The following is a 22,693-nucleotide window of genomic DNA, read 5'->3' as shown; positions in this document are numbered from 1 at the left end:
CTGCGGCTGCGGCTGCGGCGGCAAAGGCAGACCATCGACAGCAATTAATCAATGCCCATAGCTGAACGCAGGGTATAGAACAGGTCGGTCTGGTCGGTCAGTCCCACCACATTCGCTGCATACGGGCCATAAGCGGCGATACGCAACTGGGTTCCGGTGTGTCCCTGTGAGTCCAGTTCAGAATTGCCATAACTGATGGTCATATCGCTGTCATCTTTGGTATGGAGTTTCTGAGTCAGACCGGGGGCTTTGCTGTCATTAGCAATAATCTGGCTGGAATGCGCATGATCGGCAGTGACAATCACCAGCGTGTTGCCATCTTTGCGGGCAAACTCCAGTGCTTTCTGTACCGCTTCATCCAGATCGACGGTTTCACCTATCTGGCCGCACGGATTCGCTTCATGGTCCTGTTTGTCGATTGAGGCACCCTCTACCTGCAGGAAGAAGCCCTGTGGGTGGTTTTCCAGCAGCTGAATGGCTTTGTCTGTCATTTGAGCCAGTGTCGGGATGGATGAATTTCGTTGCTTATTCACTTCACAGGTCACCGCCTGCTGCTCCAGGTTACCATGATAAGTTGCTTTCGGCCCCAGCCAGCGAACCGGCATGTTTCCTTCGGCAAACAGGCCCAGTACCGGCTTATCATTGCTGGCAGTAGTCACCGCCGCCAGACCTGCCGCATCGGTCACCCACTGGTAGCCGCGTTCTGTTGCTTGCTGTTGCAGGGTTTTGCCCTGCCATTCACCGGCTTTGGCGGTCTCGCTAAAACTTTTTGCTCCACCGCCCAGAGTCACATCTGCCCGGGTATTCAGTAGTTGTTCGGTGATCGATCCTTTACCGCCCTTTTCCAGCGCATTGTCCGGGCAAACACTGGTGGTTTTCTCTGGGCCATAACACTTGCGCGAGGTAACATGCGCAATCAGCGCTGCCGGCGTAGCATCCTGCAATTCTGCGGTGGAGACATTACCGGTGGCCTTACCGGCGGCTTTTGCCAGTTCGAGGATTGTCGGCTGCGCATGGCCGTTAACATCAACGCCAATCGCGCCATTATAGGATTTTACACCGGTCGCCCAGGCCGTCGCCGAGGCTGCCGAATCAGTGACATAGTCCGGTTTATGAGTTTTTTTATCCAGCGAATAGTGGGTGTACTGGCCAGTGAGGGGGAGTGCATCAATCCCTTTAAAGAAACCACCCGCACCTTCTGCATAATTACGGGCAGCGGTAATTTCTGAATCGCCCATGCCGTCGCCAATCAGCAGGATCACATTTTTCGCCCGCTGGTTGCTCAGCGAGGCTCTGATAGCCTCGGTTTGATCCCCGGTAAGGCGGCGTGCTCCGCCCGGCTGGGTAAGATCACCCTGCGCTGCACGACTGTAAGCCGCGACATCGGCATAACTACTGACAGAGACTGATGCCGCCAGCAGCGACAGAACAAATAACGTGTTGCGCCTCATAACTATGACTCTCCGTGACTAAGTTTTACAAAGTGTGTCATAGTCACAGTCTGCGACATAACCATGACATTTTTGTGTCACCGGGATGGCAGTATGATGGCGATAAACAGTGAGGGTAATGCGCGGGATAAGGGGACTGCGGGAAACAGAGCCGGTGCCCGGCGGCGGCATGCCGCCAGGCCCGCAGTATTACTGTACGACGTCCCAGCTGCCGTTATCTTTCACCAGACTAATCTGGGTGACCGATTTACGCTCACCGACAAACGGTGCAGTAATATCGACTTCCACTTTACAGTTGTACTGGGCGCCTTTGCCTGCCTGATCGCAGGAAATTTTGCGCAATGAATGCAGTTTGGTCATGAAACCATCGGTCTGAATGGCACTGCCAGCCATTTTCTGCACCCGGGCATTGGCATCATCGATATTTTTCTGCACTGCCTGAGTGATATCGGTTTCTGAAGGCTCGCTGTTACAGCCAGCCAGAGCAAACACTATAGCGGCAGCGGAAAGTATACGTAATTTTTTCATCGGTTTGGGTTCCGTCAGTTACGGCAAAAGAGATACCGGCCGTCGTCACGACAACCGGTATGAATGGTTATTTCAGGGTCCAGGTGAGGACTGGCGCTTTGTCGGTAACAGCATCGTAATTGTTGTGGTAGAACTGGATATCAGTACGAATCAAAGTGGTGTTCACCGAAACGTTGTCAGCATCATAGCCACTGATCAGTAAATAAGCCGTGGCATCTGTAGTGAATACTGCCGGAGCCATTGCAGTAAACAATCCGGACAGCCTGCGGGCATCTTCTTCATCTTTTGGCGTCAGCGCGCAGGTGGCGATATTTTTTACCAGGTTAATCTTCACATTCTGCCGGCTGCTATATAGCGTCTGTGGGCCATATTTCAGGCTATCGTTACAACCCGTCATGGTGATCGGGAAAGATTTTTTAGTGAAGTCATAGTCACCCGGCTTGCGGATTCCCAGATAAGCATCTGTAATTATTTGCTTAGAAGCAGCATCTTTTTTACCATTCATCCGGTAGTTCATTTTACTGATCTGAATCAGCTTCACGCCCTTCCACGCATCCAGTTCCTGATTGATCCGCGCCAGCTCCGCCGCTTTCATATCATTCTTCTTAAACGGATCTTTCTCTGAATTCCAGGCAGCACTCAGCAGGCCGAGTTTCTCGTCATCGCTCACCTGACGGCCAGAATTCTCCAGGAATAACAGCATCAGTTGTTGCTGGTTCACTGGTTTAAAATCACTGTCCGGTGCACTCTGAGCAGCAGTGATCTCTTTCTCCAGCGCTGCATCCTGTGCTGCCTGGCGGGCTTTAGCTTCGGCTTCGGCTTTGGCTTGTTCTGCTGCTGCCTGTTCCTGCTTCTCACGCCATGCTTTCTGTTCCGGCGTTTCATCAATCTTCACGACTTTAAACGCTTCCTGGCGGGTACCGGCATAAACTGAGCGGTTATCCACCACGATATGCCCGGCGCTGTCTTTACTCAGCGCATAGCTGACCTGGCCTTTCAGAGCAACGCCTGAGTTGCGCTCATCAGTCAGCGTGGCATTGACCTTACATTGGGAAATTTCTTTGGTGGACTGGTCTTCATCCTGAGTAAACCCATCCAGTACCACTTTAGCGTGGCTCAGAGCATCCGGATCATTACCCAAAGCACCGGTTTTTTCGGCAATAACATTCAGAATGCGCTGTGCCAGATTTTGCTGAATATCGGCTGAACCACAGTCGATATCATTTTTTTTACAGCCAGAGAGGGCCGCGACTGCGACCACCAGTAACGCCAGTTTAAATTTCATAGAGCCTTTCCATGTCAGAAAATCCCTGAATCAGGGATAAAAGTTAAAAACAGCAACGGTTTATTGGTCGTGCTGATCCGGTAATTTGCTGCTTTTAGCAGTTGCCGGCATTGCTACACATCGCACTCCGGTCAGCCAACTCATTAGCGAAACTAACCAGATTGCAGATATTTTTATGATGAAAGTCCGGTAAGACTGCTTTTCGTGATATCAGAGTTGTACAACACACAGTCCCGAACTGGCTGATTTTTAACCTTACCTGGCAGTACTTCGCCTTCTGAAATGTTAAGAAATCGACAGGATAATAATTCAGAGCCAATTTATTCGTAACGAAAAAAAATGTTTTTTAGTAATTTTTTTAATCTGAACACATTTGCTAATCAATTGACCGGCCGCTGGCAGGCTGACCGGAAGGCAGCATTGCTGCCTGACACAACGCCGCCTAACTCTGCTATCAGGCGGACAACTCGCTGAACGTGTCGGCAAAGGAAAACGTGCTGGCGGGCGCCGATTGCGGATTCTCGTCCCAGGCCACCTATAAACCTGAAGTACATCCAACCGTGGTTCGTGAGAAATTTCGCGCCCTGCGTGCTGGTGCGGATATTGCCAGTCGTAAACTGTGGAATAACTGATAGTTCCCTGCTGTCGCCACACAGCGGCGCAGGATTATCTGTGGTTATCACTATAATTTCCCGTGACAATCACTGGAATAGCTCACTTCCTGTACACTTATCACTCTATTCTGCTCTCACCCCCTGATTATGCACTAATAGCGTGCAATTCCTGCACCGTCTGTTGTGCTGTGAACCATTTTGATCGCCCGTCTCATCATAAAAACCTAAAGAAATACTTATAAATCATCCTGTCAGATGACTGGCACAGTTATTGCTCTGTTAATGGTTAACGGAAGTAAAAGAGGACCGTTATGAAAATTGCAATCTGGCAGGCACAAAGCAGTTACTGCGATTATGACGCCAATCTGGTCAGGCTGAGCCGTGCTCTGCAACAGGCCAAAGCGCAACAGGCAGAGTTGCTTATCACCCCGGAAATGTTCATGTCTGGTTATGTATTACGCCACCATTTACCGGCACTGGCCGACAGTTTTCCGCTGACCGCGTTGCAGGCTCTGGCCCGGGAGCAACAAATGGCAATGGTCATCACCGGGCCGCTGGCCGAAAACGGCAATATCTTTAATGCGTCCTGGTTGATTAGCGATCAGGGTGAACTGCTGGCGGTTTACCGCAAAACTCACCTGTTCGGCGAACTGGATAAACAGCAGTTTACTGCCGGTGATCAGCCCGTCTGCATCGCCCGTTATAAAGGGCTGAATATTGCCATGCTGATTTGCTACGACGTTGAATTCCCGGAGACGGTGAGGGCAGCAGCCAAAGCAGGCGCCCATCTTATCGCGGTAGCTACCGCACAAATGAAACCTTTCACTTTTGTTAACCGGCACCTGATTGCCACCCGAGCCTGGGAAAACCAGCTGTACGTCGCCTATGTCAACCAGATCGGTCGTGAACAACATCTGGAATATGTCGGACTGAGTCTGGTCGCCGCCCCTGATGGTTCCGTGATTAGCCAGGCATCTGAAACGGAAGAACAGTTGCTCTACGCGCAGATAGAACCTTCGACGGTCGTCAGCGCTCAGCACAACAATCCTTACCTGAAAGATTTACGGACCGACATTTTTTAAAATTCAAAGAGATATAAGGAATTCACTATGACTCAGGCTAAAACCAGCCCCCGCCCCGCCAGACTCAGTGGCAATCTGGGAGTGGGCAGTATCGTATTTATGGTGATTGCCGCCGCAGCCCCGCTTACCGTGATTGGCGGTAACGTGCCACTGGCTATCGGTACCGGCAATGGTGTCGGCGCTCCCTTCGGCTTTCTGATAGCTTCACTTATCCTGTTAGTGTTTGCTGTGGGATTTGTAGCAATGACGCCGCATGTTAAACAGGCCGGAGCCTTCTATTCTTATGTCACTCAGGGGCTGGGGTTACGTGCCGGAATGGGTTCAGCTTATCTGGCACTGGTCACCTACACGGCTATCCAGGCCGGGGTCTATGGTTATATGGGCTGGGCGGTGAACGACCTGGTAGTGCATTATGGCGGTCATGCTCACCCCTGGTGGATGTACTCTCTGCTGGCGATAGCTGCCGTTGCTATTCTCGGTTACCGGCATATTGAGCTCAGCTCAAAAATCCTTGGTATTGCGCTGGTACTGGAAATCGGTGTCGTGCTGATCATGAATTTTTCGATTCTGCATAAAGGCGGCGCCGAGGGAATCAGCCTGGTCTCTTTTGAACCCACGGCTGCATTTAGCCACGGCCTGGGCATTGCCGTGCTGTTTGCTCTGACCGGGTTTATTGGCTTTGAATCCACCGCGATTTTCCGTGACGAATCCAGGAACCCGGAAAAAACCATTCCCCGTGCGACCTATCTGGCAGTCGTTATTATTGGGGTCTTTTACACCTTCTCGGCCTGGGCGATGATTGTTGGCAGCGGCTACTCCCATGCCGTCAGCGTGGCCAACAATACTCTGAGTGGTAACGGCAATATGCTGCTGGATATCGCCCGCCAGTATAATGGTGCCCTGCTGAGCAACACCATTCAGGTGTTACTGATCAGCAGCATTTTCGCCTGCGTACTGAGCTTCCATAATGTACTCGCCCGCTACCAGTATGTTCTGGCCGGACAGGGTTTTATGCCTAAATTCTTATCCGCAGTTCACGGAGAACATCAGTCGCCGGCAAATTCGTCTCTGGTACAGTCGCTGACAGCTCTGTTGCTGATTATTGTCTGCGCGCTTTGTAAACTGGAACCACTGACTCAGGTCTTTGGTTTTATGGCCGGAATTTCTACCGTCGGAATCGTATTACTGATGTTGCTGACCAGCATCTCGGTAGTGATGTTCTTTAAGAAAAACAGCACCCTGTCTCAGGGAAAACGCTTAAGAACTTTTTGGATCCCGGCACTGGCTGTGGTCGCACTGGCTGTATCGCTGCTTATGGTACTGTCCAACTTTACCACGCTCACCGGAGGCAGCCTGTTTATCAGCACCCTGCTGGCAGTCATTCCCGTGGCAGCACTGCTTATTGGTTATTCGGTGATTAACAAACGTCAGATACTGGTAAGTGGCCTGAGCTCATGATGTCTACTCATACAGCCAGCTGCCGGTAAAATTATTCAACGGATACCGTCTATGCCGCTGTTTCGTTAATCCGGAACAGCGGCATATATTCCTGCCAGTCGTCCTGCCATTCAGGATTCCGCCACATGTTTGTCATCTGTGTTTGTTACGTTGAGCTCTGCTGCAGGGCGCCATCTCCACGGTTCTGGCCTCCGCCTGGATCTGCGGTTAGAGGAAAATACCTTGTTACAGCTAACGAGAGATTGCATGCAACGGCCAAACAAGGTTAATTTCAGAAGGTATTTTCAAACACCACCACTCAGCCTGACGGCCAGCTCGTTTAATCATCATGTATTGCCAGTGATTATCTGTGCACACCTCGTTCCTGAGGGCGGGTCACGCTGAGTCTGTTATTTGCCCTACCTGATGCCATCGTTCCTGATTTATTAATCCCGGAGGTTTTATGGTTTTCCCTGGCAAAGCTGACATCATTCTGACAAATGGTAAATTTCACACCGTCGATCGCCAGCAACCGCTGGCCGATGCGGTGGCAATCTGCGATGGTAAGTTCCTTGCAGCAGGTACTCAGGCAGAAGTGATACAATATCACGACGAGTCTACCAGGGTTATCGATTTGCAGGGACATACCGTTATTCCTGGCCTGAATGACTCCCATCTGCACCTGATCCGTGGCGGTCTGAATTATAATCTGGAGCTGCGCTGGGAAGGTGTTCCCTCGGTAGCCGATGCCCTGCGGATGCTGAAAGAGCAGGCATTACGCACCCCTTCTCCACAATGGGTACGGGTTGTTGGTGGCTGGACCGGGTTTCAGTTTGCCGAACGCCGGATGCCTACCCTGGAAGAGATTAACCAGGCCGCTCCGGATACCCCGGTATTTGTATTACATCTGTATGACCGGGCGTTACTTAACCGCGCGGCCCTCAAAGTGGTCGGTTACACCAAAGATACTCCAAACCCACCCGGCGGTGAGATCCAGCGTGACAGCCAGGGAAATCCGACCGGCATGCTGATTGCCCGACCGAATGCCAGCATCCTGTATGCGACACTGGCAAAAGGGCCGAAATTACCGCTGGATTTACAGATAAACTCCACCCGGCAGTTTATGCGTGAGCTGAACCGGCTCGGACTGACCAGTGCGATTGATGCCGGTGGCGGTTTCCAGAATTACCCGGAAGACTATCAGGTGATTAATGAACTGCATCAGCAACAGCAGATGACAGTGCGAATTGCCTATAACCTGTTTACCCAGCGCCCGGGCCATGAGCTGGAAGACTTCGAAAAATGGACCGACATGCTCGCTCCGGGCCAGGGCAGTGATTATTTTCGGCACAATGGCGCCGGTGAGATGCTGGTCTTTTCTGCTGCCGATTTTGAAGACTTTCTGGAACCGCGTCCGGACCTTGCTCCGGGCATGGAAGATGAACTGGAGCGGGTGGTTCGTCACCTGGTTGAGCACCGCTGGCCGTTCCGGTTACATGCTACCTACGATGAGTCCATCAGCCGGATGCTGGATGTATTTGAAAAAGTTGATAAAGACATTCCTTTTGCCGGGCTGCACTGGTTCTTTGACCACGCAGAAACTGTCACTCAGCGCAATATTGACCGGATTAAGGCATTAGGCGGCGGGATTGCGGTCCAGCACCGGATGGCTTTTCAGGGCGAATATTTCGCAGAACGTTATGGGATGGAAGCCACCCGCCATACTCCTCCGGTGGCGAAAATGCTGGAAACCGGCGTTCCGGTTGGCCTGGGGACGGATGCCACGCGCGTCGCCAGTTACAATCCCTGGACCGCACTTTACTGGCTGGTTTCCGGACGTACTGTCGGTGGTATGCAGATGTACGACGTCAATGCCCGCCTCGACCGTGATACCGCGCTAATGTTGTGGACACGGGGAAGCGCCTGGTTCTCGACAGAACAGGATAAAAAGGGGCAGATTGCCGCAGGGCAACTGGCCGACCTGGCGGTGCTCAGCAAAGATTACTTTAGCGTTCCGGAAGAAGAAATTAAGGGTATCGAATCGGTGCTGACCGTGGTGGATGGCAATATTGTCTATGCCGCCGGGACATTCAGTGATTTGGCTCCCCCGCCAATCCCGGTGCTGCCGGAATGGTCACCGGTCGCTACGGTGGGTGGTCACTACCGGAGCGCCCCGCCAACAGCGGTAACCCGCACGGGAATGCAGGCACGCGCCCATCAGTGCAGTGGTCCCTGTGGCGTACACAGCCATGCACATGATTTTGCCCGCCAGGCCGCGTTACCAGTCTCTGAAGAAAATGCTTTCTGGGGAGCGCTGGGATGTAGCTGTTTTGCTTTTTAATCCACAGCCATTTTTTGCGGTGCTGAGTTTTCGCAGATCCTGTGTCTTTTCAGGTATGCAACTTAGCATCCGCAAATTCAGTACAGATTTTCAGGATATTAACAGGAAACGGAGTTTCCGGATGTTTGCACGGCCACGCTCCCGGAACACGGGCATTAATGAATCTCCATACACTTGAGGTCTTATTATGTCATTTTTTAATACTCAGGACGGCACGCAGATCTATTTTAAAGACTGGGGAACCGGTAAACCGGTACTGTTCAGCCACGGCTGGCCGCTCGATGCAGATATGTGGGATAGCCAGCTTAATTTTCTGGCTGAAAACGGCTACCGTGTCATCGCCTTTGATCGCCGCGGATTTGGCCGTTCAGAGCAGCCGTGGGAAGGGTATAACTACGATACCTTTGCCTCCGATATTAATGACCTGATTAATCACCTGGATTTGCAGAGTGTTACTCTGGTGGGATTCTCAATGGGTGGTGGCGATGTAACACGTTATATCGGTCACTACGGAACGGCCAGAATTGACGGACTTGTGCTGCTGGGTGCGGTGACTCCGGTGTTTGGCGCGATTGAGGGCAACCCGAACGGCGTCGATTTATCAGTATTTGAAGGGATTCGCCAGGGGCTGCTTAATGACCGTGCACAGTTTATCAGCGACTTTGCCACTCCATTCTACGGTACCAATGCGGGACAGAATGTTTCGGATGGCGTGCTGACCCAGACCCTGAATATTGCCTTGCTGGCATCACTTAAGGGCACTGTCGATTGCGTGACTGCGTTCTCTGAAACTGACTTCCGTTCTGATGTGGCAAAAATCGATGTCCCCACCCTGGTGATCCACGGCAGTAACGACCAGGTCGTGCCGTTTGAAGCGACAGGTAAGGTTGCCGCAGAGACTATCAGTAATGCTACTCTAAAAGTCTACGAGAACGGTCCTCATGGCTTTGCGGTTACTCATGCAAAACAACTGAACCACGACTTGCTGGATTTCCTGAAAACCCTCTGAGCCACAGCGACGACTGTTGCCGGAGAAGGTTAGCTGGCAAAAAAAACAGCCATACCCGGGGGTATGGCTGTTACTGGCGACTCAGATAACCAGAAGTTTTAGCGGGTCGGATGATTCACTTCAACCGGACGCAGGTCAAACAGCAACACTTCCGCCTGTTCACCCCCGGTAAAACTCAGTGTGGTTTCATTACGAACCCGGGCACCGTCACCGGCAGCGAATTTCACGCCGTTCACCGTAATACTTCCGCGGGCAACGTGAATATAGGCATAACGATCCTCAGGCAGCGTGACAGTCTGCTGTTCATCACCATCAAACAGTCCGGCATAAATACGGACATCCTGTTTGATTTTCAGCGATTCGCCGGCGCCATCCGGAGAAATAATCAGTTTAAACTGACCCCGTTTGTCGGCTTCCCCGACCGATACCTGCTGATAGCCAGGAGCAGTCCCTTTTTCAGCCGGAACAACCCAGATTTGCAGGAAATGCACGCCTTCCTGCCGCGAATGGTTAAATTCGCTGTGAGTTACCCCGGTACCGGCACTCATTAACTGCACATCACCCGGGACAATCACCGATCCGGTTCCCATGGAATCTTTATGTTCCAGAGCACCTTCCAGCACATAAGAGATGATTTCCATGTTGCTGTGAGGATGGGCACCAAAACCACGACCTTCAGCCACCTGATCATCGTTAATGACCAGCAGATCAGAAAAGCCGGTCTGTTGTGGATCCCAGTAATTTGCGAACGAAAAGGTATGACGTGAGTACAACCAACCGTGATCACCCAGTCCGCGTTTTTCTGACAGTCGTTGTTCAATCATGATGTTATCCTCTGAATTTAGTAAGACAGGCCAGTGCCCTGTCGATGTATTCAGATTATTGTAAATCACGATAACCATCAATATGGTGAAATAGTAATTACTGTCACGGATAAGTGGACAATATAAGAGGGAAACCGCAGTGGATTCTCCGGACCACCGCAGGAAGACGCCCTGTCAGTCCTGATGCAGCTCTTCCCGGGCCACGGTATGCACGCAACGGGTTAATTTTTCCAGCAACTGAAGTTTCAGGCTCCAGCGATGCCAGTATAAGGGGGTATCTACCGGAAAACCCTCAGCCAGTTCTACCAGGCTACCGTCGGCCAGCAAAGGAGCAGACAGATGTTCCGGCAGCATTCCCCAGCCTAATCCGCGAACAATCGCCTGCAGGTAGGCATAGGTTGAAGGAACAAACTGTAATGGTGGTGAGATCTCATGGCTGGTGAAGCTACGGATAAACTTATTCTGTAAATCATCTTTATGATTAAACATCATCACCGGTGCCTGGTTTAGCGTTTCGGCAGTGACTCCGTGGCTAAAATAATGCTGATAAAATTCCACAGAGGCACAGGCTTTATAGCGCATCGTTCCCAGAAATTCGGTTTTACAGCCCTGCAGTAATGTCGGGTCGGCACTGACAGCGGCCATCACTTCGCCACTTTGCAATAACGAGGCACTGAAATCCTGATCCTCAACCCGCACATCGATAATAATCGCGTGCTCCCGATGAACTGTTTCGATAACACTTAAAAACCAGCCATCTACCGAGTCGGCGTTCACCGCAATCACTGCCTTTTCACGGTGTTGTTCCTGCTGGTTCAGTAAAAAATCGTTCTCCAGCAGTTCTATTTTTTCAGCATAACGATAGAGTTCCTGCCCCGAGCGGGTCGCTTTACATGGACTGCCACGGATAATAAGTACCTGGCCCATCAGTTCTTCAAGAGCACGGATACGCTGGCTGACTGCAGAAGGAGTGATATGCAGTTTGCCGGAAGCCTTTTCAAAGGTCCCGCAGCGAATAATCTCCATAAAGGTTTCGAGAAAGGAGTAGTTAAGCTTCATCGTTAGTTTATCTTATGCGACAGAGATTTAATTAATCTGCCTTAACTCTGCTGTTTCGGCAACCTGCCAGCCAGCCGCTCCCGCCAGTAATCAATGTTGCAGGTCTGCTTCGTGGTAGAAAATCACATTCATGCCGGGGGTATCTTCCACCCGCAGCGAGGTAAAATTATATTTTTTGATCCGGTGATCTTTACCGACAATCGTTTTGTGACCGGAGCCGATAATACTTACCTCGTGCTGCTCCCACATCTCCTTAAACTCCTGACTTCTGTTCTGCAAATCAGTGACAATCTGCGCAAAGCTCTGCTTATCTTCTGCTTCGGCATAATTAGCTCTGAAGGCCGAAATCGTACGTCGGGCAGCATCCTGCCAGTCATAGATAATTGTTTTGTATTCCGGATTAATAAACATCAGTTTCAGTGAGTTGCGATCCTGACTGTCGATCGCCGACCAGTCGAAAATAATCTCCAGTGATGCCTGATTCCAGTAAACGATATCCATATTTGCCAGCCGGACAAAAGCCGGATGCGGTGATAACGCATCAACCATAATGGCTATCGCTGTCGGTACCTCGGTGGTATTTGCCGCTGACGGAGTGCTCCCGGGTACAATAGCCTGCAGGTAATCCTGTTCTGCCGGAGTCAGTCTGAGAACTCTGGCTATTCTGAGCAATGCTGGTTGAGAAATACTGATATCCCGCCCCTGTTCCAGCCAGGTGTACCAGCTGACACTGACCGCGGCCAGTTGGGCAACTTCCTCACGCCGCAAACCTGGCACACGGCGCTGACCGACCGGAAACCCGTATTCAGCAGGGTCGATAGCGGCACGGCGCCTGGTCAAAAAATCTTTCACATCATCGTTACGCGACATTGATTTCTCCTGCCTGTGACCAGTGGTCATAGGATAAATCGCCCCATTTTTTTACCTGAATATCCGGCCTGGTATGGCGCCCGAACACCATTTATTGCCTCATGGCAGGAGATTTTATGTTATCACAGCGCAATCCTTCTCAGGGGAATTCACCCGGGCTACAGAGCGGTAGTCTCCGTACCATGCTGACAGGAATTATTACGCTGATCACCGTGATGGGGATTGGCCGTTTTTCACTGACACCACAGATACCGTTAATGATCCATGACGGGATTATTACCCTCACCAGTGCCGGGCTGCTGGCGGCGATGAATTATGTCGGGTATTTACTTGGCGCACTGCATGCCAGCCGGATTCGCAGTCAGCATACTCTGTATCTGAAAAGCGGGCTGGTTCTGACCATTGCTGTCACCCTGCTGTCAGGAACTACCTCTTCGATGGCTCTGCAATGCCTGTTCCGCTTTCTGTCCGGCATTGGTGGTGCCTGGTCACTGATTATTATCACCTCATGGACGCAACTGGTGCTGGCGGGTAACCGCTCACCCCGCATGTCGGCAGCGGTTTTTACCGGACCGGGTATTGGTATCACACTGACCGGTTTGTTGGCCTGGATTGCCGGTCGCTGGCAGTTTGATTCTTCTGATGCATGGTATCTGTATGGCGGCATCGCGCTGGTCGCGACCCTGCTGATTTTTGGCAGCCTGCCCCGTAGTCTGCCGGTGGCCAGAAACACTGCCAGTGGTGAACGGATGGGAGCTAATTTGCGCCTGTTACTGCTGACTTACAGCCTGGCGGGGTTTGGTTATATTTTGCCGGCAACCTTCCTTTCACAGATGGCTCATGCGTTGTTTCAACACGGCGCTCTGGCAGCATTCTTCTGGCCACTGTTCGGACTTTCCGCAGTCGTCGGCGTGATACTGGTTATTTTGTTTGCCGGGGTCTCTGACACCCGTATCAGTCTCGCTCTGGCTATGGTGCTGCAGGGGGTAGGTGTTGCGGCATCGGTAGTTATCACCGGCACCAGCGGGTTGCTGATCTCCACCATTCTTACCGGGCTGGGATTCCTGTCCATTATGCAGCTCAGTATGCGTCTGGCACGTGAGATCTCCAGCGGTTCGGTTTCTAAAAATGTCGGAACACTGACTGCAGGTTACGCCACCGGCCAGTTGCCTGGCCCGCTGGTCTCTTCTGCAAGTGTGATGGCTTTTGGTTCACTGGAGCCTGCACTCCTGCTGGCGGCAACTGGTCTGGTAGCTGGCGGCGCGGTGGTTTATTTCCTGATTAAAGCGCCAACATAACGGTCATTGTCAGGCGAAATCTGATCTCTGGCTGATCTGTTGAAAATTTATTCAGTTTTTTTGAACCGATACAACAATAAGCTTAGCTATTCACCGACCAGTGACAGGCGTAGCATCACTTTCATCGGAACAGAACGTTCCATACCAACTAATTCAGACTGAGGAAATAACCATGAACACTATCAAAAAAATTGCTGCAGTTGCTCTGTTATCTGTAATTTCTGCCGGTGCATTTGCCCAGACTGTCACCGCTACTGCTTCTACTCTGGACGGTGCTGAAGCGAAAATTGCCGCTCAGGCCAAAGCTGCAGGCGCCAGCTACAATATTATCGAAGCACATGACGGTAACCAGGTGCATATGACTGCAGAACTGAGTAAATAACAGAGTTTCTGTACAGTGCAAAGGGCCGCCTCAGGGCGGCTTTTGCTGTTGGCAACCACACCTTTCTCCCTGGCCGGCCATTGCCGGTGATATCGTTAGATTTCAATCACACTGCTCAATCACGACGCTAACAACAGCCAGAGTATGTGAGCCCCAGAAATTCTCCCTAAAATCAACAAGTTCAGAGAGTGTTAGCACTCAGGTTTTGATTGTGCAGCCATTCACAAGCCAGCCATATCTTCCGGGTAACCTCTTAGACAGGTTTCTTTCTGGAACGGAAGGCTGCCACTTTCATTCGATTACCGCAGGTTGCCATGCTACACCAACGCCGGCGATGAGATTTGCTCAGGTCATGGAACAGCAGGATACAGTCATCAGCTTCACACTGACGCACGAACCTGAATTTGTCACTGGTCACCAGACTCACCAGAGCGTCAGCAACCGGCCAGAGAAGGCCGGACGGACTATCGGATGTCTGATTAACCGCCGTCCGGAATTGCTGCATATCGCCGTCCCATTCAAGCTTCGTCACCGGTTGGCCAGTTAACAGCACCCGGTTAATGACGGTCAAATCCACCGGGATACTATTCATCGCGGCGTGGACAATCATCCTTGCGGTATCACGAAACTCGCGCGCTTCAGCCAGCAATCCCTCAGGAAGCTGCTGATTGATATTGTGCAGTACCCCGGCACGTTCCAGCCAGCTGACAACACTTTGTTCACTGGTCAGGCTGTCCTGACGCTGGCCATCAACCATGTACTCACTATTAATAAAATCGAGCGCCAAATTATCCCCGAGAAACGGGGCATCGGTAACAGAACATTCAGAAGTCATGGTCTCAGGTAACCTAATAAATTTATTTGTCAGGTTACCAAAAAGTAATGTAACCTTCAAACAATCACTTTAAAGGTTACAAGGAATCATTATGTCTGTTTCTGATCTAAATATCGTCACAGCTGCCACATGTCAGCTTAACAACCCGTCACACGGCACCTCTAAGGAGAATCAGGTGAATTACCGTTATGAGCAAGTGAATAATGTCCGAATTTTCTACCGCGAAGCCGGGAATCCAAAATCGCCAACAATATTGCTACTTCACGGGTTTGCCGCCTCATCTTTCATGTTCCGCGATCTTATCCCCGTACTTGCCAGCCGCTATCACGTCATTGCCCCCGATCTGCCAGCGTTCGGCTTTACTGAAGCTCCTTCCGCTAATGAGTATTCTTATACTTTCAGCCAGTTAGCGGAGACTATCGGACAATTCACTGAGCAACTTATGCTTGATAGTTATGCACTTGTGGTGCACGACTACGGAGCCCCAATAGGCTGGCGTCTGGCAATAGCGCATCCGGAACGGGTGACCGCTATTGTTTCTCAGAACGGTAACGCTTATGAGGAAGGACTGGGTGAAGGCTGGGCACCTATTCGTAAATACTGGCACGCCCCCACACAGCAGAACCGGAATGACCTGCATGACTTCCCGACACCGGCATCAATTCAATGGCAATACTTTGAAGGGGTTACTGACACAAGCTCAATTTCACCTGATGGATATACCCTGGAGGGGTTACAAATTTTGCGGCCCGGGATCGCAGAGATTCAACTGGACCTTCTACTGGACTACGCCACTAATGTGGCAATGTATCCTGCTTTTCAACAGTATTTCCGTGATTATCACCCCCCATTGTTAGCCGTTTGGGGTAAGAACGATCCATTTTTCCTTCCGGCAGGGGCACTGGCATGGAAACGTGACATTCCTGATGCAGACATTCGCTTCTTTGATACTGGCCATTTCGCGATGGAGACCCATAGCAGAGAAATTATTCCGGTTATTCATGAGTTTCTGGGAAAAAATATTGAGTAACCACTGGGAATAAATAGCAGGCTGATTATTCAGGTATTGCGGGCCTGTATAGCAGGTTCGCAATATTTTTTAGAAAAGGATCAGGGTTGATATTTGATGTTCAGTTTTTTTGATTCGATACAACAATAAGCTTAGCTATTCACTGACCCTTTCCGGGCGTAGCATAAATTTCATCGGGACAGAACGTCCCACACCAACCCATTTATGCTGAGGAAACAACCATGAAAACCATCAAAAATATTGCTGCTATTGCTCTGTTATCTGTCATTTCAGCCGGTGCGTTTGCCCAGACAGTTACCGCGACCGCCTCGACTCTGGACGGTGCCGAAGCGAAAATTGCCGCCCAGGCCAAAGCTGCAGGTAGCAGTTACAGCATCACCGAAGCTCACTACGGTAACCAGGTGCATATGACGGCCGAACTGAGTAAATAACAGAGTTTCTGTACAGTGCAAAGGGCCGCCTCAGGGCGGCTTTTGCTTTTCCGTATTACCCCCCCCGCTTTGCCTTGTGCTTCCCTTTTTCAATGCTTTTCGGCTTGTAGTAATAATCAGGGAACCCGCCGCAGTATTACAGCGAAATTTCCTCTGTCCGGATGGCTGACGGTAATAAATGTTAATGGTTTATCTGGTAAATATTTGAAGGTATATTCAAATATATCTACATGTTTCACTATAGCTGACCATGATAATCAAATCCTCTGCTTTACCCATTACTATCGGTGTGACCGGACACCGTGATGTCCAGGATAGCGATCAGTTGCTGTTGCTGATTGAGCAGGAAATCAGTGCCATCACGCTCCGTTATCCTGACTCTCCACTGCTGGCACTCTCTTCTCTGGCAGAAGGTGCAGACCGCCTGTTTGCACAGGTCGCCATGAAAAAAGGAATTCCGCTGCATGTGGTATTGCCCTTCAACCAGCAGGAATATGAAAAAGATTTTATTTCTGACGACAATTCATCAGACAGTGTCACGGAATTCCGGGAACTGTATAACTACGCCCTCAGAACCGGTGATAGTTATTGCATTGATACGGTAGTACCGGGTTCAGAGCCGATGATCAGTGATACCAGCAATCCCCGCGGGGCTATCTATCGCGATCTGCAATATGCCAAAGCCGGTATGTATCTGGCCGAACGCTGCCATATTTTGTTCGCCTTATGGGATGGCGCTGATGCACGTGGGCTGGGAGGAACCGCTCAGGTAGTGAGTTTCCGCCGTCAGGGCAGGCTCCAGGATCGTGATATGGCGGCTCTGAATCAGCAGTTACCCGGGATTAAACGTTATCTGGGGCAGTCTGGTTTGTTGGATATCCCGGATACCGGTCTGGTGTGCCATATTCATGTTCGCAGAAAAAATGGCCGCTACGCCGGGGAGCAGCAAAGCCCGTCCGTCAGCTGGTATCCGCCTCTCCCTGCACCTCATGGCGACAGCAAAAAAACCACCTCCTCCGCTGATAACTGGTATGACAGCCTGAAAAAGCTTGATCAACTGAATGCTGCAATTGCGGAACAGGAAAGACATCATCCTTCACCGGCCAGTGAACATTTTTCCCTTGCCGCGTTTACCCATATCGACCGGCTGGCCAGCCGGAAGATGTCCGGCATTCGTCAGCGTTACAGCCGGATATTTTGCCTGGCGGCTCTGACGGCACTGGCGGGCAACCGTGTTCCCGGCGATCCGGAAAGCTGGGTGATTATTTCTTTGTTTGTCAGCCTGTTACTCCTGCTGTTACTTGCCGTTACCCTGTGGAGCACCCACCGTTCTGACCGCAAGGCCGAAGCCACAGCACTACGGGCACTGGCGGAAGGATTGCGGGTACAAAATGTCTGGCGCAAGGCTGGCATTGCACGCCCGGTGACTCTGCATTATCTGCGTCGCAGCCATCCGCGGCTAGCCTGGGTACGCCGTGCATTACTGGGAAGCAGTGTTTACCCGCGTCCGGCTCCGCAGCAGTTGGCTACCGGTTTAGGTGAGATCAGACAGGAGTGGGTTGCAGGTCAGCAACACTACCTGGAAACCAATACCGAACAAAAAGAGCAGCGTTTCCGCCGTTTCAGGAAACTGGCCGGCGTATTGTTTGGCTCAGGTATCGGTCTGACCGCCTTGATACTGCTGTCCAGTCTGACAGCCGTCAGTAACGAGTTTCTGTCCCATGAACTGCATCTGCACGCATTCAATATGTGGGGAGAACATCTGGCAGAATTCCTGATTGCCAGTGCCGCACTCTGTGCCGGTTACGCAAAATTTCTGGGATTTGAGGAAGATATTACCGATTACCAGCGATCTGCCTCACTGTTCGCGGCGGCGGAAAAGCGCATGTCTGATACCACCAAACATTATCTCCCTGATCAGGAAGATATTCAGGAAACCCTTTACGCCTTAGGCTGCGAAACATTGCAGGAGAATGCCCGTTGGGTGGCGCGTGAAACCAGCCGTGACGTCGAACTTATCGGCGGCTGACTGTTCTGTATGGAGAACCCTATGAATACTGTAATCCCTCGTGAAATCAGGGTATTTCTTTCCTCCACTTTCCGCGATATGGATGCAGAACGTGATTACCTGCTGACAAGGGTTTTCCCTGAAATCCGCCGGTTGTGTTATGAGCGCATGGTCACTTTCAGTGAAATCGACTTGCGATGGGGGATTACCGAACAGGCAGCGAAAAATGGGCGGACAGTACAGATTTGCCTGGAGGAGATAGAACGTTGCAGGCAGTTGGGCATTCCACCCTTTTTTATCGGTTTTCTTGGCGAACGCTACGGCTGGGTTCCGCAACCCAACGATTTATCGGAGTACTGGCAAAACTCGCCGGATCAACAATATGCAGAAATCATTCATCAGGCACTGACGGCGGGAATTAGCGTTACCGAACTGGAAATCCGCTTTGCCTTTCTTGAACCTCCCCGGGAATTCAGCCTGACCTCTGCTGAGCATGGCTTATCCCGGGTACAGATGTATCTGCGTGATCCGGCCCTGACCGTTAAACTGCAGCAACAGGCTGAGGATAAAAATAGCTGGTTCGATCAGTTACCCGACGGTACTCCGGACACTGTATCAGCACAAAAGCAGCAATCGCTGAAGCAGCGACTGCGCAGTGACTTTTCCGGGATGATTGCCCTGGATCACTACGACTCTGTCGAAGCCTTTGGTGAATCGGTCAGCCGCTATCTGCGGGAGGCGATTGATACCCTCTATCCTGCGGAGTCGGTTCCGGATAGCTGGCAACAAAAGATACGGGAACACAGCCTGTATGCTGCGGTCAGGCGACGTGGCTATATTCCTATGGATGATTTCCGCCAGCAGCTGGTTCGCCAGCTAAACCGGACAGCAGGATATATAGAGCCAGCCCCCATACTGATCAGCGCCCCTTCCGGTATGGGAAAAAGTGCCTTTATGGCCGATCTGGAAACTGATTTGCGCACCCGCAACCGGCCCTATGAATGGCCGGAAGAGGACGTATTTAAAAATGAATCGATAGAAGACATTCTGAATAAAGACCAGAATTATCGCGTGTTCAGTCACTATACCGGAGCTGACGGAGACCAGAGTCTGGAGAACTTCCGTAGCCGGTTATTTCACTTTCTGGCGTTTGCCGGAGACAACGATACACTCTCGCCGGATGACGCAGAGGCCTGGGAGCAGCTTGATAAGCGCCTTCAGCGTTTTACCCGTGAACACAGTGTCACGCTGGTACTGTTACTGGATGCGGTAAATCAGTTGATGCCTGCGGAAAATAGTCTCAGGCGCCTTTATCAGCGGGTGTGGCCGCGGAGAGTTTTACTGGCGATTACCGGGACTCCGGAAGCCTCAGAGCTGATAAATCAGCTTAATCAGGAGCCCGAAGTCTCCCGCTGGCAGCTTTCAGAATTGCCGACACTGACAGAAGATCAACGCAGAGCCTTGTGCAGCGCACGTCTTTCCAGCGTCAGCAAAACACTCTCTGAACCACTGACTCAGCGTCTGATCACTGCTGATGCCTGCCGTAACCCCTTATTTCTTCATCTGATACTGGAGGAATTATGCCTGCATGCCAGGCATGAAGCACTGCCTTCGTTACTGGAGGATTTACTGGCCTGCCAGACCCCCGGCGCACTATTTTTACGTGTGTTACAGGCTGCGGATCACGATTATGTACTGCCGGAACTGGCAACCCGCACCGCCTGTTGCATAGCCGCCTCAAGGCGCGGGCTGACCCATTCTGAACTCGCCGGAGCACTGGCTAAATACCCGGAAATCCGGGTCGCCGACCAGCAGTTATTACCACTACTGGCACGGCTGGCACCTTATTGTATCAACAGTGAAGGACGGTTGCGGTTGTTACACAGCGCTTTTGAAGAAGCGATGCAACACAGTGCGACTATGGAAAGCTGCCGTGAATCCCTGATCAAACATTTTACTGATCTGAATGATTTTTCTCTGGCAGAACGAACCTGGCAATGGCTGGCTCTGGATGAGGCAGAAGCTGCCATCCGCGAACTGTCTCTGGCAGAAAATGTCGTCAGCCTGTACCGCACCGATGCCCGTTTGTTGCATCAACTGTGGCAGGCTGCGGGGATCTATCAGGTCAATCCGCTAGCACTGGGTCGTAAATTAAACCAGCCTTTCAGCTGGAAGCCATTCTCCGAAAAACTGAGTACTGAAGATACCGTCACCGCACTGAATATTTTTACCTGGCTAAGACAGACCGGTGCGACAACCGCCGCCAGTGACTGGGCTGAGGTTATCAGGCCACTGATCGATGCTCAGGAAACACCAGACAGCAGTAAAGCCGCGTTTTATAATACATTATCAGTCCTGCAAACCAACCTGGGACAAGAACAGCAGGCAGATCAGGCGATTGATATGGCTATCGATCATGGATTTGGTCTGATGGACCCCGGAATGATGGCTGGAATGATGGCAAACAAAGCCAGCGTACTGAATAAATCGGGGAACCCGCACCATGCACTGAAACTTTTCGAGAATGCCAGGCTTATGGCAGCTATTCCTCCCGGCAATCCGGTGGTTGAAGCCTCTATTATTATGCAAATGGCTCAGATAAAATCCGAGCTTGGCATGGCCAACAGCACTGAAACTGAACAGCAGATCAATCATTCCATTAACATCATCAGACAACTACCGCCTTACGATAAACAACAGAAACATCTGTGCGAGCTTTACCAGGAACTGGCCTCGGTCTTTATGGAACGTGAAGATTTTTCTACCGCTGCAGAAACCTACCTGCAGGCCATTGCGGCGGGTAATCATTTGTATCAACCGGATGAAGGGCCAATGCCCGGTTTACTGGATATCTATCAGTGGTGTTTACAACGTCTCTGACTGGCAAACAGTTAACCGCTATCACTGAATTTCCGGCCTGAATGACGGGATAATCCTCGTTTTTCGGTGGCCGGAACACCGCTTTTTATTCATTCAGTTTTTTTGATTCGATACAACAATAAGCTTAGCTATTCACCAACCGTTTCCGGGCGTAGCATAACTTTCATCGGGACAGAACGTCCCACACCAACAAATTTATGCTGAGGAAACAATCATGAAAACCATCAAAAATATTGCTGCCGTTGCTCTGTTATCTGTTATTTCTGCCGGTGCTTTTGCCCAGACGGTCACCGCAACCGCCTCGACTCTGGACGGTGCCGAAGCGAAAATTGCTGCTCAGGCCAAAGCCGCAGGTAGCAGTTACAGCATTACCGAAGCTCACTACGGTAATCAGGTGCATATGACGGCTGAACTGAATAAATAACAGCGTTTCTGTACCGTGCAAAAGGCCGCCTACGGGCGGCTTTTGCCTGTCTGCAGATCGCAGCAACACCGTTTCTCAATCATTCAGTTTTTTTGATTCGATACAACAATAAGCTTAGCTATTCACCTACCGCTTCCTGGCGTAGCATAACTTTCATCGGGACAGAACGTCCCACACCAACAAATTTATGCTGAGGAAACAATCATGAAAACCATCAAAAATATTGCTGCTGTTGTTCTGTTATCTGTTATTTCTGCCGGTGCTTTTGCCCAGACGGTCACCGCAACCGCCTCGACTCTGGACGGTGCCGAAGCGAAAATTGCTGCTCAGGCCAAAGCCGCAGGTAGCAGTTACAGCATTACCGAAGCTCACTACGGTAATCAGGTGCATATGACGGCTGAACTGAATAAATAACAGCATTTCTGTACCGTGCAAAAGGCCGCCTACGGGCGGCTTTTGCTTATGCGGAAATGGTCATCAGACAAGGGGGAAGGATCAGTGAGTCTGTTTTTCAAACTCTTTAAAGCCATCTTCAATCGTCGGGATAATTTCGGCAATTTCAAAGTAAGGGGTGGTAATCAATTCTGAGTCACGCAGCCTTTCAATTGAGTAATAAAATGACTGCATATCCTCAGCCTGAAACATCGCAACATCAGTACAACGGGTAGTAAATGCCTCCGCGTCGAACATTCTGAGTGTCACTTTCCCGTCACTCAGTACCTCTGCCATCACCCTGTCTGCAATCCGGTTTCTTTCTTTTCTTGGCAGCCGCAGCCAGGCGGTCGTGGTTTTCAGCAAAACAAAGACAGTAATCATTATTGCTCCTGTTGTAGGGTTTTTCTCAGAGTATCAGAGCTTTATTACACAATGTCTCACCGGACTGGCTGGTTTTGTAACAGCCGGTG

The 22,693-nt window shown here is 50.9% G+C and carries 21 protein-coding genes; 13 read left to right on the top strand and 8 right to left on the bottom strand.

The window, feature by feature from the left end; genetic code table 11:
* Positions 1-44: 44 nt before the first annotated feature.
* From phoA to A7K98_RS01870, 3 genes are all read right to left on the bottom strand, one after another.
* Positions 45-1,451 (bottom strand): alkaline phosphatase, encoded by a 1,407-nt coding sequence (phoA, locus tag A7K98_RS01880; RefSeq protein WP_087487025.1) that lies wholly within the window; start codon positions 1,449-1,451, stop codon positions 45-47.
* Positions 1,452-1,640: 189 nt separating this feature from the next.
* Positions 1,641-1,979: a hypothetical protein gene (locus A7K98_RS01875; protein WP_087487024.1), complete on the bottom strand. Its 339-nt coding sequence runs from the start codon at positions 1,977-1,979 to the stop codon at positions 1,641-1,643.
* Between the two features lie 67 nt (positions 1,980-2,046).
* Complete coding sequence (locus A7K98_RS01870) at positions 2,047-3,264, bottom strand: hypothetical protein (RefSeq protein WP_087487023.1); 1,218 nt, start codon at positions 3,262-3,264, stop codon at positions 2,047-2,049.
* Between the two features lie 476 nt (positions 3,265-3,740).
* Here A7K98_RS01870 and A7K98_RS21240 point away from each other — a divergent pair, with 476 nt between their 5' ends.
* The 5 genes from A7K98_RS21240 to A7K98_RS01850 all read left to right on the top strand — a co-directional run bounded on the left by A7K98_RS21240 (position 3,741) and on the right by A7K98_RS01850 (position 9,747).
* Complete coding sequence (locus A7K98_RS21240; RefSeq protein WP_198361127.1) at positions 3,741-3,896, top strand: hypothetical protein; 156 nt, start codon at positions 3,741-3,743, stop codon at positions 3,894-3,896.
* A 293-nt stretch (positions 3,897-4,189) separates the two neighbouring features.
* Positions 4,190-4,960 carry a carbon-nitrogen hydrolase family protein gene (locus A7K98_RS01865; RefSeq protein WP_087487022.1) on the top strand — a complete coding sequence of 257 codons (771 nt, stop codon included), beginning with the start codon at positions 4,190-4,192 and terminating at the stop codon, positions 4,958-4,960.
* Between the two features lie 27 nt (positions 4,961-4,987).
* A complete protein-coding gene (locus tag A7K98_RS01860; RefSeq protein WP_087487021.1) occupies positions 4,988-6,418 on the top strand; it encodes an APC family permease in 1,431 nt (476 codons plus the stop codon).
* A gap of 442 nt (positions 6,419-6,860) precedes the next feature.
* Positions 6,861-8,738: an amidohydrolase gene (locus A7K98_RS01855; RefSeq protein ID WP_087487020.1), complete on the top strand. Its 1,878-nt coding sequence runs from the start codon at positions 6,861-6,863 to the stop codon at positions 8,736-8,738.
* 187 nt (positions 8,739-8,925) lie between these two features.
* The gene (locus A7K98_RS01850; RefSeq protein ID WP_087487019.1) at positions 8,926-9,747 is read left to right on the top strand and encodes an alpha/beta fold hydrolase; all 822 of its coding nucleotides are present in this window, start codon (positions 8,926-8,928) and stop codon (positions 9,745-9,747) included.
* 98 nt (positions 9,748-9,845) lie between these two features.
* Here A7K98_RS01850 and A7K98_RS01845 read toward each other — a convergent pair whose 3' ends face one another.
* From A7K98_RS01845 to A7K98_RS01835, 3 genes are all read right to left on the bottom strand, one after another.
* Positions 9,846-10,571: a pirin family protein gene (locus tag A7K98_RS01845; protein ID WP_087487018.1), complete on the bottom strand. Its 726-nt coding sequence runs from the start codon at positions 10,569-10,571 to the stop codon at positions 9,846-9,848.
* A gap of 174 nt (positions 10,572-10,745) precedes the next feature.
* Positions 10,746-11,630 carry a LysR family transcriptional regulator ArgP gene (locus tag A7K98_RS01840; protein WP_087487017.1) on the bottom strand — a complete coding sequence of 295 codons (885 nt, stop codon included), beginning with the start codon at positions 11,628-11,630 and terminating at the stop codon, positions 10,746-10,748.
* 90 nt (positions 11,631-11,720) lie between these two features.
* A complete protein-coding gene (locus A7K98_RS01835; protein WP_087487016.1) occupies positions 11,721-12,500 on the bottom strand; it encodes a helix-turn-helix transcriptional regulator in 780 nt (259 codons plus the stop codon).
* A 116-nt stretch (positions 12,501-12,616) separates the two neighbouring features.
* On the opposite strand from A7K98_RS01835, the gene A7K98_RS01830 reads away from it, so the two are divergent.
* Both A7K98_RS01830 and A7K98_RS01825 read left to right on the top strand, forming a co-directional pair.
* Positions 12,617-13,798 carry a YbfB/YjiJ family MFS transporter gene (locus A7K98_RS01830; protein ID WP_087487015.1) on the top strand — a complete coding sequence of 394 codons (1,182 nt, stop codon included), beginning with the start codon at positions 12,617-12,619 and terminating at the stop codon, positions 13,796-13,798.
* A 172-nt stretch (positions 13,799-13,970) separates the two neighbouring features.
* On the top strand, positions 13,971-14,180 hold the full coding sequence (locus A7K98_RS01825; protein ID WP_087487014.1) for a YdgH/BhsA/McbA-like domain containing protein: 210 nt from the start codon (positions 13,971-13,973) through the stop codon (positions 14,178-14,180).
* Positions 14,181-14,433: 253 nt separating this feature from the next.
* Here the strand turns inward: A7K98_RS01825 and A7K98_RS01820 are convergent, their stop codons facing one another.
* Positions 14,434-15,015, bottom strand: a complete 582-nt coding sequence (locus tag A7K98_RS01820; protein ID WP_087487013.1) for a CGNR zinc finger domain-containing protein — start codon at positions 15,013-15,015, stop codon at positions 14,434-14,436.
* A 91-nt stretch (positions 15,016-15,106) separates the two neighbouring features.
* On the opposite strand from A7K98_RS01820, the gene A7K98_RS01815 reads away from it, so the two are divergent.
* From A7K98_RS01815 to A7K98_RS01790, 6 genes are all read left to right on the top strand, one after another.
* On the top strand, positions 15,107-16,045 hold the full coding sequence (locus A7K98_RS01815; RefSeq protein WP_087487012.1) for an alpha/beta fold hydrolase: 939 nt from the start codon (positions 15,107-15,109) through the stop codon (positions 16,043-16,045).
* Between the two features lie 221 nt (positions 16,046-16,266).
* Positions 16,267-16,476 carry a YdgH/BhsA/McbA-like domain containing protein gene (locus A7K98_RS01810; RefSeq protein ID WP_087487011.1) on the top strand — a complete coding sequence of 70 codons (210 nt, stop codon included), beginning with the start codon at positions 16,267-16,269 and terminating at the stop codon, positions 16,474-16,476.
* Between the two features lie 250 nt (positions 16,477-16,726).
* Entirely contained in the window at positions 16,727-18,505 is a 1,779-nt protein-coding gene (locus tag A7K98_RS01805) for a hypothetical protein (RefSeq protein WP_087487010.1), read from the top strand.
* 21 nt (positions 18,506-18,526) lie between these two features.
* Entirely contained in the window at positions 18,527-21,364 is a 2,838-nt protein-coding gene (locus A7K98_RS01800; RefSeq protein WP_157665819.1) for a DUF4062 domain-containing protein, read from the top strand.
* A gap of 214 nt (positions 21,365-21,578) precedes the next feature.
* On the top strand, positions 21,579-21,788 hold the full coding sequence (locus A7K98_RS01795; RefSeq protein ID WP_087487008.1) for a YdgH/BhsA/McbA-like domain containing protein: 210 nt from the start codon (positions 21,579-21,581) through the stop codon (positions 21,786-21,788).
* 204 nt (positions 21,789-21,992) lie between these two features.
* Complete coding sequence (locus tag A7K98_RS01790; RefSeq protein ID WP_087487007.1) at positions 21,993-22,202, top strand: YdgH/BhsA/McbA-like domain containing protein; 210 nt, start codon at positions 21,993-21,995, stop codon at positions 22,200-22,202.
* 81 nt (positions 22,203-22,283) lie between these two features.
* Here A7K98_RS01790 and A7K98_RS01785 read toward each other — a convergent pair whose 3' ends face one another.
* Positions 22,284-22,604, bottom strand: coding sequence for a darcynin family protein (locus A7K98_RS01785; protein ID WP_087487006.1), 321 nt, complete (start codon positions 22,602-22,604; stop codon positions 22,284-22,286).
* Positions 22,605-22,693 lie beyond the last annotated feature (89 nt).

It is taken from the genome of Tatumella citrea (assembly GCF_002163585.1).
GTDB lineage: Bacteria > Pseudomonadota > Gammaproteobacteria > Enterobacterales > Enterobacteriaceae > Tatumella > Tatumella citrea.
This window is presented reverse-complemented; position numbering and strand designations above follow the sequence as displayed.